Origin of the sequence: Nocardia sp. NBC_01499, from assembly GCF_045040275.1 — a bacterium.
Taxonomy (GTDB): Bacteria; Actinomycetota; Actinomycetes; order Mycobacteriales; family Mycobacteriaceae; genus Nocardia.
In genome coordinates this window covers 5521646-5534233 of the sequence record NZ_CP109426.1, presented here as the reverse complement: position 1 = coordinate 5534233, position 12588 = coordinate 5521646, and the positions used below count along the sequence as shown (strand labels likewise).

Genomic DNA, 12588 nt, shown 5'->3' with positions numbered 1-12588 from the left:
AGGCTTGGAGGACGAATGTCCGGCCACCGCATAACTGCTCACGGAACTGGGAGAGGACAGATCGGGCGATGGAGCTTGCGAGCATGAAGTTTCGGGTCGCCCGAGAGGACTTCGCGGAATCCGTTGCCTGGGTGGCACGTAGCCTCCCGTCCCGGCCTCCGGTCCCGGTGCTCGGTGGTGTGCTGCTCGTTGCCGACGAGGGCGGGCTGACCGTCTCCGGCTTCGACTACGAGGTCTCCGCGCAGATGCGGGTCGCCGCCGAGGTCGCCGGTCCCGGCGAGGTTCTCGTCTCCGGCCGACTGCTTGCCGACATCACCAAGTCGCTGTCGAACAAGCCGGTCGACGTCTCCGTCGATGGCACCCGCGTGCTGATCGCCTGTGGCAGTGCGAAGTTCTCGCTGCCGACCATGCCGGTCGAGGACTATCCCCAGCTTCCCGAGGTGCCGCAGCAGACCGGTGAGCTGAGCGTCGACGTGTTCGCCAATGCGGTCGGCCAGGTCGCCGTCGCGGCGGGCCGAGACGACACGCTGCCGATGCTCACCGGCATCCGCGTCGAGATCGAGGGCTCGAAGGTGGTGCTCGCGGCCACCGACCGATTCCGCCTCGCGGTCCGGCACATCGAGTGGTCGCCCGCCGACGCCGCGATCGAGACCTCCGTACTGATTCCGGCAAGGACCCTGTCCGAGGCCGCGAAGACGCTCGGCGCCTCCGATGCGCCCGTACAGCTTTCGCTCGGCACCGGTGCGGGCTCGGACGGTCTGCTCGGCATCGTGAACGCGGGCCGCCGCACCACCACGCGCCTGCTCGATGCCGAATTCCCCAAGTTCCGTCAGCTGCTGCCGAAGGAACACACCTCGATCGCCACCCTCCAGGTGTCCGTGCTGACCGAGGCGATCAAGCGTGTCGCGTTGGTCGCCGAGCGCGGTGCCCAGGTGCGCCTCGAGTTCTCCACCGAGGGCCTGCTGCTGTCCGCGGGTGGTGACGACGCCGGTCGCGCCGAGGAATGGCTCGAGGCCGACTTCCGTGGCGAATCGCTGACCATCGCGTTCAACCCCGGTTACCTGATCGACGGCCTGTCCGCGCTGCACGCCGAGCGGGTCACCTTCGGGTTCACCACGCCTAGCCGTCCCGCGGTACTACTCCCCGCGGTCGAGGACGAGCCGAAAGTGCTCGAGTCGGGCGCGTTCGCGGCCCTGGACAGCCCGTACACCTACCTGCTGATGCCGGTCCGGCTCCCGGGCTGAGCACCTGTGCACGACCGCGATCCGAGCTCGGCCACTGTCTCGGTCGTTTCGAATCCGGTAGTGACGCCGCCGGATTCGGTGACGCGGCAGTGGCGGTCGGCGCCATTCATCCACAGGTCTTCCACATCCTGTGGTTGGTTGCCAACGGCTCCGGTGTCCGTGGCGGAGCACTACGCACAGCTTCATGTGACAGAACTCGCGCAGGTAGGAGCCAGGTAGCGGATGTTCATCCGAACACTGTCGCTGCGTGACTTCCGCTCCTGGGAACACGCCGAACTCGAATTGTCCCCAGGCCGAACGGTTTTCCTCGGCTCGAACGGCAACGGCAAAACGAACCTGCTCGAGGCGATCGGCTACCTGGCCACCCTCGGCTCGCATCGGGTCGCGGCCGACGCCCCGCTGATCAGGATGGGCGCCGACAAGGCGAGGATCGGCGCGTCCGTTGTCAACAGCGGCCGTGAACTGCGGATCGACATCGAGCTGAACCAGGGCACCGCCAACCGCGCCCAGATCAATCGCTCACCGGCCCGCCGGCCGAGGGAGATTCTCGGCATCCTGCAAACGGTGCTGTTCGCTCCCGAAGATCTCGCGCTGGTGCGCGGCGATCCGGGCGAGCGGCGACGGTTCATGGACGAGTTGTGCACAGCCCGCCTGCCGAGGCTGGCCGCCGTCCGCAGCGACTATGACCGGGTACTGCGACAGCGCTCGGCATTGCTGAAATCCGCTGGGCGGCAAGCCCGATCGAAGACCGAGCTCGGCACCCTCGACGTATGGGACGGCCACCTGGCTACCCACGCCTCGGTGCTGCTGAACTACCGGCTGCGCCTGGTGCACGAACTCTACCCGTACCTCGCCCAGTCCTACGCCGCCATCGCACCCGAATCACGGCCTGCCGCAATCGCTTACCGCAGCGCGACGCTGCCGCCCGAATTCCTCGACCCCGCAAGGGAACCCGAGCCGGACGACACCGAGGCGCTGGAAGCCATCATGCTGCGCGAACTCGCTGCGGCACGGTCGAAGGAACTGGAACGCGGTGTCTGCCTGGTCGGCCCGCACCGCGACGAGCTCGAGCTGAACCTCGGGGACGCACCGGCCAAGGGTTTCGCCAGCCACGGCGAATCCTGGTCGTTCGCGCTGGCGCTGCGTCTCGGCGCGTTCGAATTGTTGCGCGCCAGCGGATCCGAACCCGTGCTGCTGCTCGACGACGTCTTCGCCGAACTCGACCGCCGCCGCCGCACCGCCCTCGCCGCCGTAGCCGCCGGCGCGGAACAGGTATTGATCACCGCCGCTGTCCCAGAGGATGTCCCTGCCGAACTCGCCGCCGTCCCGCTGCGCGTGGAAACCAGCGGCGGCCCGGACGGTCGCACCTCCCGGATCGCCGAGCCCGCCACACCGGCACCGTGACAATCGCGTTCGCACGATGACGTATGCACAGAAAAGCATGGTTATCAACAGGCCCTGTGGAGAACTAATGCGTTCGGTGCCGTGGCCGAGGCGACCGTTTTGTCGGTGCCCTGTCGTAGAGTGACGATTTGGCCGCGCGATACGAGAGGAGCCTGGTGACCGATCAAAAAGGCGCCGAACCGGCAGGTAACGAGCCGGAGTTGCGCGGTGTCGATCTGGCAAGGCGGGCGCTCGAGGAGGCCCGCGCGGCGGCGAAGGCAAGCGGAAAGTCCGTCGGGCAGGGGCGATCCTCGCCGCAGCGCAAGCTGCGGACCGGGGCGCGTCGCCGCAGCGGTTGGTCCGGCGCCGGACCGGACTCGCGCGATCCCCAGCTGTTCGGCAAGCTGACCGGCTCGCTCGCGAAGAATCGCGGTTGGTCCACCAAGGTCGCCGAGGGAATGGTGTTCGGCCGCTGGGCCGGTGTCGTCGGCGAGGACATCGCCTCCCATGCCACGCCGTTGACCCTGAAGGACAACGTGCTGAGCATCGCCGCCGAATCCACCGCCTGGGCAACCCAATTGCGCATGTTGCAGAGCCAGATCCTGGCGAAGATCAACGCCGCGGTCGGGCCGGGTGTCGTGACGTCACTGAAGATCACCGGCCCCGCGGCACCCAGCTGGCGCAAGGGCGAACGACACGTCCGCGGCCGCGGACCGCGCGATACCTACGGATAATCCGAGCGCGTTCCACGTGAAACCGTTCCGCGCTATCGCTCGATGCGCCAACCGATTTCAACCGAGCGGTAGTAGCTGGACTTTGCCGAGAGCACCGCATTCACCCAAGGTCGATCCCATCGTCGGACGTCCGGTACTTGATCTACCGCCCTGTTCGCGGACCGATCCGTCGCCGGAAGCCGACTCCGCACATGATCTCGCGGCCGCCGTGAGTAACTTGTCGGCTACACCCAACGGGCCCGAAATACGGGCATACCGCCGCACCGCCGCGTGTCGCCGGGACGGCCGCTCGATGCCTGCCGCCCGAATCATCCCAGAGGCGAGTTGGAGGCCCGAAGGGCGGAACAGACTCGCGGCAATCCGATTTCTCGCATTCACGGAGCCGTCAGGGGTGTCGTAGGTGCACTGTAGGTTGGGTCTACCAGTAGGATGGTGACGTAACTAGCGGCGATCACCTTCGGTGCGTCCCGTACAGCCCGCGTGGCCCTGTATTTCTCGAGCAGTCATGGCCAGGGATCAACGCGTGCTGTGCAGTGCCTCGCCAGGAGGATCAGCAAGTAAGGAGAGCTACCGACCAGTGGCTGCCAACGACTCCAACGCATCGGGCTCGACCAACGCTACCTCGGGCAAGGCGGACTACGGCGCCTCGTCCATCACGGTCCTCGAGGGGCTCGAGGCGGTCCGCAAGCGTCCCGGCATGTACATCGGTTCCACCGGTGAGCGTGGCCTGCACCACCTGATCTGGGAGGTCGTCGACAACTCGGTCGACGAGGCGATGGCCGGGTACGCGTCCAAGGTCGAGGTCACCCTCCTCGCCGACGGCGGCGTCGAGGTGGTCGACGACGGCCGAGGCATCCCGGTGGCCATGCACGCGCAGGGCGTCCCGACCATCGAAGTGGTCATGACCCAGCTGCACGCGGGCGGCAAGTTCGACTCCGACTCCTACGCGGTGTCCGGTGGTCTGCACGGCGTCGGTATCTCCGTGGTGAACGCGCTGTCCTCCCAGCTCGAGGCGGAGATCGACCGCGACGGTTTCCACTGGACCCAGACGTACAAGGACTCGGTCCCCGGCAAGCTGCTCCAGGGCGACCCGTCCAAGAAGACCGGCACCACGATCCGCTTCTGGGCCGACCCGAACATCTTCGAGACGACCACCTACAACTTCGAGACGGTGGCCCGTCGGCTGCAGGAGATGGCGTTCCTGAACAAGGGACTGACCATCACGCTCACCGACGAGCGCGTCACCGACGCCGAGATCACCGACGATGTGGTCAGCGAGACGGCCGATGCGCCCAAGCACGCGGAGGCCGAAGACGTCACCGCGCCGGTCGAGCACAAGGTGAAGAAGCGCACCTACCACTACCCGGGTGGTCTGGAGGACTTCGTCCGCCACATCAACCGGACCAAGCAGCCGATCCACAACTCGGTCGTCGGCTTCACCGGCAAGGGCACCGGCCACGAGCTCGAGGTCGCCATGCAGTGGAACTCGGGCTACTCCGAGTCGGTGCACACCTTCGCCAACACGATCAACACCCACGAGGGCGGCACCCACGAAGAGGGCTTCCGCGCGGCGTTGACCACGGTCGTCAACAAGTACGCCAAGGACAAGAAGCTCCTCAAGGAAAAAGACGGCAACCTCACCGGTGACGACATCCGTGAGGGCCTGGCCGCCATCGTCAGCGTGAAGGTCTCCGAGCCGCAGTTCGAGGGCCAGACCAAGACGAAGCTCGGCAACACCGAGGTCAAGTCGTTCGTGCAGAAGGCGTGCAACGAGCACCTCTCGCACTGGTTCGAAGCCAACCCGGCCGACGCGAAGACCATCGTGAACAAGGCGGTCTCCTCCGCGCAGGCCCGCGTCGCCGCACGGAAGGCCAGGGAGTTGGTGCGCCGCAAGAGCGCGACCGACCTCGGCGGCCTGCCCGGTAAGCTGGCCGACTGCCGCTCCAAGGACCCGAGCAAGTCCGAGATCTACATCGTCGAGGGCGACTCCGCCGGTGGCTCGGCCAAATCCGGGCGCGACTCGATGTACCAGGCGATCCTGCCGCTGCGCGGAAAGATCATCAACGTCGAGAAGGCCCGCATCGACCGGGTGCTCAAGAACAACGAAGTCCAGTCGATCATCACCGCCTTCGGCACCGGCATCCACGACGAGTTCGATATCGCCAAGCTGCGCTATCACAAGATCGTGCTGATGGCCGACGCCGACGTCGACGGCCAGCACATCGCGACCCTGCTGCTCACGCTGCTGTTCCGGTTCATGCGCCCGCTGGTCGAGCAGGGCCACGTGTATCTGGCCCAGCCGCCGCTGTACAAGCTCAAGTGGCAGCGCAGCGATCCGGAGTTCGCCTACTCCGACCGCGAACGCGACGGCCTGCTGGAAACCGGTCTCGCCGCTGGCAAGAAGATCAACAAGGAAGACGGCGTCCAGCGCTACAAAGGTCTCGGCGAAATGAACGCCAAGGAGCTGTGGGAAACCACGATGGACCCGTCGGTGCGCGTGCTCAAGCTGGTCACCTTGGACGACGCCGCCGCGGCCGACGAGCTGTTCAGCGTGCTGATGGGCGAGGACGTAGAGGCCCGCCGCAGCTTCATCACCCGTAATGCCAAGGACGTTCGCTTCCTCGACGTATAAGCCGGTGCGCGTGCCACGTCACCGCAACCGCACCAGGCCCGCTAAGGAGACTCCATGACCGACACGACGCTGCCTCCGTACGGAGGCACCGGCGGCGACCGGATCGATCCGGTCGACATCCAGCAGGAAATGCAGAACAGCTACATCGATTACGCGATGAGCGTGATCGTCGGCCGCGCGTTGCCCGAGGTGCGCGACGGCCTCAAGCCGGTGCACCGGCGCGTGCTGTACGCGATGTACGACAACGGGTATCGGCCCGACCGCGGCTATGTGAAGTCCGCGCGCCCGGTCGCCGAGACGATGGGTAACTACCACCCGCACGGTGACGCGTCGATCTACGACACCCTCGTGCGCATGGCGCAGCCGTGGTCGCTGCGCTACCCGCTGGTCGACGGCCAAGGCAACTTCGGTTCCCGCGGCAACGACGGCGCGGCCGCCATGCGATACACCGAATGTCGGCTGACCCCGCTCGCGATGGAGATGCTGCGCGAGATCGACCACGAGACGGTCGATTTCGTGCCGAACTACGACGGTCGCTCGCAGGAGCCGACCGTGCTGCCCAGCCGGGTGCCCGCGCTGCTGATGAACGGCAGCAACGGCATCGCGGTCGGCATGGCGACCAACATTCCGCCGCACAACCTGCGCGAGCTGGCCGAGGCGATCTACTGGGCGCTGGACAACTTCGAGGCTGACGAAGAGTCGACGCTTGCCGCCTGCATGGAACGGGTCAAGGGCCCGGACTTCCCGACCTACGGTCTCATCGTCGGCGGCCAGGGCATCCACGACGCCTACTCCACCGGCCGCGGCTCGGTCCGGATGCGCGGTGTCGTCGAGATCGAGGAAGACAACAAGGGCCGGACCACGCTGGTCATCACCGAGCTGCCGTACCAGGTCAACACCGACAACTTCATCAACGCGATCGCCGAGCAGGTGCGGGACGGCAAGATCGCGGGCATCTCCGACATCCACGACGAGTCCTCGGACCGCGCTGGCATGCGGATCGTCGTCACCGTCAAGCGCGACGCCGTCGCCAAGGTCGTGCTGAACAACCTGTACAAGCACACCCAGCTGCAGACCAGTTTCGGCTGCAACATGCTCTCGATCGTCGACGGCGTGCCGCGCACGCTGCGGCTCGACCAGATGATCCGCTACTACGTCAAGCACCAGTTGGACGTCATCGTCCGGCGCACCAAGTACTTGCTGCGCAAGGCCGAGGAGCGGGCCCACATCCTGCGCGGCCTGGTCAAGGCGCTCGACGCGCTCGACGAGGTCATCGCCCTTATCCGGCGGTCGGCCAATACCGACACCGCGCGCACCGGCCTGATGCAGATGCTCGACATCGACGAGATCCAGGCGACCGCGATCCTCGATATGCAGCTGCGCCGCCTCTCGGCGTTGGAGCGGCAGAAGATCGTCGACGAGTTGGCCAAGATCGAGCTCGAGATCGCCGACTTGAAGGACATCCTCGCCAAGCCGGAGCGCCAGCGCGCCATCGTGCGCGACGAGCTGGCCGAGATCGTCGAGAAGTACGGCGACGACCGGCGCACCAGGATCATCGCCGCCGACGGCGACGTCGCCGACGAGGACCTGATCGCCCGCGAGGACGTGGTCGTCACCATCACCGAGACCGGCTACGCCAAGCGCACCAAGACCGACCTCTACCGCAGCCAGAAGCGCGGCGGCAAGGGTGTGCAGGGTGCCGGTCTCAAGCAGGACGACCTGGTCAAGCACTTCTTCATCTCGTCGACCCACGACTGGCTGCTGTTCTTCACGAACAAGGGCCGGGTCTACCGCGCCAAGGCCTACGAGCTGCCCGAGGCCAGCCGCACCGCGCGCGGCCAGCACGTGGCGAACCTGCTCGCCTTCCAGCCGGACGAGAAGATCGCCCAGATCATTCAGCTGAAATCCTACGAAGACTCCCCATACCTGGTGCTCGCCACCAAGAATGGCCTCGTGAAGAAGTCGAAGCTGACCGATTTCGACTCCAACCGCACCGGCGGCATCGTCGCGGTGAACCTGCGCGACGAGGACGAACTGGTCGGCGCCGTGCTGTGCTCGGCCGATGACGACCTGCTGCTGGTGTCGGCGCTGGGCCAGTCGATCCGGTTCTCCGCGACCGACGAGGCGCTGCGTCCGATGGGCCGCGCCACCTCCGGTGTGCAGGGCATGCGATTCAACGCCTCCGATGAACTCTTGTCGTTGAACGTTGTGCGCCCGGATACATATCTGCTGGTCGCCACCGCGGGCGGTTACGCTAAGCGGACCGCGATCGAGGAGTACACGGCGCAGGGTCGCGGTGGTAAAGGCGTATTGACCGTCCAGTACGACCCCAAGCGTGGCACCCTTGTCGGTGCGCTCATCGTCGAGGACGAGGATGAGTTGTATGCGATCACCTCCGGTGGTGGTGTCATCCGGACGGTGGCCAAGCAGGTGCGTAAGGCTGGACGGCAGACCAAGGGCGTGCGATTGATGAACCTCGGCGAGGGCGATACGTTGCTTGCTATCGCGCGCAATGCCGACGAGCCCGATCCCGATCTGCTGGCCGGCGAGGACAGCGACACCGGTTCCTCTGAGTAGTAACCCAACAGCGGCGGCAACGAACGGATCTAAGGATTCCCATTGACCACTCCGAATCAGCCGAATGACGAGCGGCACCAGACGAACGGTGTGACCGAGCGGATCGCACCGTCCCCGATCCCGCCGCGGCCGATCCCACGGCCGACCTCGTCGGGCGATAACGGCCAGCCGGGCGGCGGGCAGCCAGGCGGCGGCCAGCCCAACGGTGGCCAATCGGGTGGTGCGCAGTCCGCTGGCCAGGGCGGGCAGCAGCACGGGCAGTCCGGTGGCGGCCAGCAAGGCGGCCAGCAGCGCGAAATGCAAGACAAGCAAGGCGATTTCGCGGGCCAGCCGAAGGGGTCGGAGCAGGCTCCCGGTCACAGCGGGCAAGATCCGTTCGATCAGACTGTGCGGATGAACAACTCAGAGCCCGGCGCATCCGAGTCGGGGGATCAGTCCGGCAACGGTGGTGGCCAATCGCCGTTCCAGGACGGCTGGGCACAACTGCCGCAGCGGGAACCACAGTCCAACCTGTACCGGCCGGGCCAAGCGCCGGTCACCGGCCGCCCGAGCGGCTCCGGTGCCCAGCAGGGCGGCCAAGGCGGCCAGGGTGGCCTCGGCGGTGGCGTGACCAACGCGCGCACCACCGCCGACCTCGCGGCCAAGGCGGCCCGCAAGGAAGCGGCCATGGTGAAGTCCGTCGGCATCGACGGACCGACCCGAAGCATCGCGCGGCCCGAACTGATCAAGGACATGCCGGACCTGTCCGAGATCCGGCACCCGCTGCCGCCGTCCGCCGACCACACCGGCCCGCAGACACCCATCTCGCCCGCGGTGCCGGTCGCGGTGGCCGCCGCCGTCGCCACCGGCGAGCCGCTGCGGGCCACCGTGCAGATCCGCCGGATCGACCCGTGGTCGACCCTGAAGATCTCGCTGGTGATCAGCGTCGCCATGTTCTTCGTCTGGATGCTCGCGGTCGGCCTGCTCTACATCGTGCTCGAGGGCATGGGCGTGTGGGAGCGGCTGAACAACACCTTCACCGACATGGTGTCCCAGGACAGCGGATCGGCCGGGCTCATCGACGCAGGCACGGTCTTCGGCTACGCGGGCGTCATCGGTCTGATCAACGTGGTGCTGTTCACCGCACTCGGCACCGTCGGCACGTTCATCTACAACCAGTGTTGCGACCTGGTCGGCGGCATCCAGGTGACCCTCGCCGATCCCGACTAGCACTCGATTGTCCAACGGCCGGTGTCGTCCCCGACCCGGGACGACACCGGCCGTTTTCGATGATGGCAGCCCTGCTACCAGCCGTTTTGGTTGATAGATAACGCGTCGGGTAATCTCTACTCTCGGCTCAGGTGGAACAACACGAGAGCCATACGGGCCTATAGCTCAGGCGGTTAGAGCGCTTCGCTGATAACGAAGAGGTCGGAGGTTCAAGTCCTCCTAGGCCCACTCCCGATCATCACAGTAGGGTGGGAACCATGAAGTTTCTTGTCACGGTCGGTGCCGTGGTCGCGGTTCTCATCGGTATCTCCAAGCTGCGCCAGCGCAACGACGCCGACATGTGGCACGAGGTCACCACCCGCTGACTCGGGGCCTTAGCTCAATTGGCAGAGCACTGCCTTTGCAAGGCAGGGGTTAGGGGTTCGATTCCCCTAGGCTCCACGCATCAGAGGCTCATGCTCATGGAGAGCATGAGCCTTTTGCGTTCCGCGTATCTTGTGGGGGCGGAGCCCCCACACCCCGCCCCGGAGGGGCTTTGCCCCCCGGACCCCCCTCCTCAGGTGAACCATCCACGGGTTGTTTGCTGGCCTGTTGACTGCCCGCTGGGCGCGGATTCCTGACTACCTCCCAGGCTTCTCGGTTACTCGTAACCGACCTACTTGTCGTTGGTGGTGTACCGACAGGGCTTGCGCTGGCTCGTCGACTGCCGGACGGGATCGCTTCGGGACCACTTTCCAGCCTTGGTTACCCGAAGTCGTGCCGAGATCCGTTTCGCGTGTGCCTCTCATCGCCTGTTCTCGGCGAAAGCTTTGGTACCCCAGCACATCCCAGATAGGGCGGCAGGGTGCTTTCGCTGTTCAGCGGGGAATCGAGGCGGCCTCGAGGCGGGCGAGGGTTTCGGGGGTTGGCCAGTGGCGGACTTCGTAGCGGCGGGGGGACATGCCGGGGATTGGGGTTAGGCCGGTTATTTCTGCTACGGCGGCGAAGGGGGTTTCGAAGAGGGTGGTCATTTCGCCGGATTGGTTGGTGCAGAAGGCGATGTGGTCGGCTTCTGGGAGGAGGTATTCGACGTCTTTGCCCCAGACGGTGACTGTGCGGGGGCCGGTGTCGGCGGCTACGTAGCTGACCGAGGCTACGAATGCGGGGGCTAGGTCTTTGTGGCGGGGGTAGGTGAAGTCGCGTTCTACTGCCTCGTTGAGGGCTGCGGTTTGGGCGTCGTATTCGGTTACGGCTAAACCACATCGGGCGCGTAGGGCCAGGGCGTGGTGGCGGTGGTTGGGGGAGTGGTCGAGGGGGATTACGGTGCCGTGGTCGTCGACCGTGTAGGCCTGGGGGGAGATGGGGCGGACGGCATTGCGGTAGAGCTGCTCGACCTCTGCGAAGAGGGCGGTGAGGTCGCCGGTGTCGGGGGTGATGATCAGGGTGTCTACCTCGGGCAGGAAGGCGATGGGGCGGTGGGTGCCGTCGCCGGAGCCCGTTAGCCAGCCGGGGATCAGTGGCCAGGAGGTGCAGTAGCCGTCGCCGTTGTCGGCGAAGCGGAGCACGCCCGCTTCCTTGATGCCGTGCGAACCGGCCATGGCCGTGAGGTTTTCGCGGGCTGCGGCGAAGACCTCATCGGCGCTGACGCCCCAGTCCGCCACTGTCGCGGTGGAGACGATCGAGCGGGAGTTGGGGCGGTCGACCGCGACCAGCTCGTCTACGAACGGGAAAGCGGGGCGCGTGAGCGCGACCATGTCGCCGGTCGGGGAGTTGAGGCCGAAGCCGTTGGGGCGCAGGATGGGTCGCAGTGCGGCACGGACGGCTGGCCAGGCCTCCGGCTCGTCTTCGTCTCGGACGCTGGCGACGAAGCGTGCGATCCGCGCGTCCCGTTCGTCGGACGGGAGCTCGGCGGTCTCCCGAAAGATGTTGCCCAGGTACAGCTGCAGGTCGCCGACGACGATCGTGAACTCGTCGGGGTCGTACACGGCGTCGTGCTCGCCGATATCGGTCAGTCGTTGCCGGACGAGCGCCGCGAACTGCTCGGCGTCGACCCCGAAATTCTCCTCCACGCGGCCACCGTAACCGGACCGGCCGACGAGTGCACGAAAGTCACTGACCGGACAGCGGTCCGTGCCGGTCGAGGTGCAGGTAGGTGTAGCCGGTCACGATCAGGCAGACGACCGTCGCGGTGATTAGCATGGCCCAGCCGGCGACGAGCAGGCTCAACAGTCCACCGAGCAGGGCGCCCAGCGCGAAACTTACGTAGAGCAGAAAGTAACCGAGCCAATCCGCGTAGTCGCCGCCGCTGATATGACGTTCGATGCCCTGGGCCAGCTTGACCAGGGTGCCGGTGACGTAGCTCAGCGGCACGGAGACCTCACCGTCCTTGACGAACGAGGTGTTCAGCGCGCCGACACCGAACGCGACGAACAGGATCGGCACGAAGTCGATGCTGGCCGTCTCCGGGTTCTGGAATCGAACGATGTCGATGATCGACGCGGTGGCGAGGCTGAAGGTCGTCAGCAGCGTCGGTCCGTGCGGATGGCCGGACCAGTAGCGCCTGCGGCACCAGGAGGAGACCACCACCCCGGCAACGAACGACCCGAGCAGCCCGGCCGCCGCGACCGCGGTGTCCTTTTGATCGTGGAAGTGTCCGAGAATGGCGCGCTCGGTGTTGCCGGTCATGAATGTGACGAAGTAGCCAGCGGTGTGCATGAACGCCGCTGCGCCGATCAGTCCGGCCAATCCGGCCAGCACCCAGGACAATCTGGCCTCGTTGTCGAAAAGTGCCCTTTTGCGTGCTTCATCTGGTTTTGGCACAGGTCAGGCT

At 66.2% G+C, this 12588-nt stretch carries 9 protein-coding genes and 2 tRNA genes; 9 read left to right on the top strand and 2 right to left on the bottom strand.

Annotated elements, in window-relative coordinates; all coding sequences use genetic code 11:
- The first annotated feature begins 68 nt into the window (after window positions 1-68).
- The 9 genes from dnaN (at window position 69) to OG203_RS25170 (ending at window position 10220) form a co-directional block, all read left to right on the top strand.
- Window positions 69-1244, top strand: coding sequence for a DNA polymerase III subunit beta (dnaN, locus tag OG203_RS25210; RefSeq protein ID WP_405159742.1), 1176 nt, complete (start codon window positions 69-71; stop codon window positions 1242-1244).
- Window positions 1245-1466: 222 nt separating this feature from the next.
- On the top strand, window positions 1467-2648 hold the full coding sequence (gene recF, locus OG203_RS25205) for a DNA replication/repair protein RecF (RefSeq protein ID WP_405159741.1): 1182 nt from the start codon (window positions 1467-1469) through the stop codon (window positions 2646-2648).
- 152 nt (window positions 2649-2800) lie between these two features.
- On the top strand, window positions 2801-3361 hold the full coding sequence (locus OG203_RS25200; RefSeq protein WP_405167996.1) for a DUF721 family protein: 561 nt from the start codon (window positions 2801-2803) through the stop codon (window positions 3359-3361).
- Between the two features lie 577 nt (window positions 3362-3938).
- Entirely contained in the window at window positions 3939-5993 is a 2055-nt protein-coding gene (gene gyrB, locus OG203_RS25195; protein WP_405159740.1) for a DNA topoisomerase (ATP-hydrolyzing) subunit B, read from the top strand.
- Window positions 5994-6047: 54 nt separating this feature from the next.
- Complete coding sequence (gyrA, locus tag OG203_RS25190; protein ID WP_405159739.1) at window positions 6048-8570, top strand: DNA gyrase subunit A; 2523 nt, start codon at window positions 6048-6050, stop codon at window positions 8568-8570.
- A 42-nt stretch (window positions 8571-8612) separates the two neighbouring features.
- Window positions 8613-9779 carry a DUF3566 domain-containing protein gene (locus tag OG203_RS25185; protein ID WP_405159738.1) on the top strand — a complete coding sequence of 389 codons (1167 nt, stop codon included), beginning with the start codon at window positions 8613-8615 and terminating at the stop codon, window positions 9777-9779.
- Window positions 9780-9933: 154 nt separating this feature from the next.
- A tRNA-Ile gene (locus OG203_RS25180) sits at window positions 9934-10007 on the top strand.
- A 29-nt stretch (window positions 10008-10036) separates the two neighbouring features.
- A complete protein-coding gene (locus OG203_RS25175) occupies window positions 10037-10144 on the top strand; it encodes a DLW-39 family protein (protein ID WP_223884814.1) in 108 nt (35 codons plus the stop codon).
- A 3-nt stretch (window positions 10145-10147) separates the two neighbouring features.
- Window positions 10148-10220 (top strand) — tRNA-Ala (locus tag OG203_RS25170).
- Window positions 10221-10636: 416 nt separating this feature from the next.
- On the opposite strand, the gene OG203_RS25165 is transcribed toward OG203_RS25170, so the two are convergent.
- Window positions 10637-11827 (bottom strand): hypothetical protein, encoded by a 1191-nt coding sequence (locus OG203_RS25165; RefSeq protein WP_405159737.1) that lies wholly within the window; start codon window positions 11825-11827, stop codon window positions 10637-10639.
- Window positions 11828-11867: 40 nt separating this feature from the next.
- The gene (locus OG203_RS25160) at window positions 11868-12578 is read right to left on the bottom strand and encodes a YoaK family protein (protein WP_405159736.1); all 711 of its coding nucleotides are present in this window, start codon (window positions 12576-12578) and stop codon (window positions 11868-11870) included.
- Between the last annotated feature and the right edge of the window lie 10 nt (window positions 12579-12588).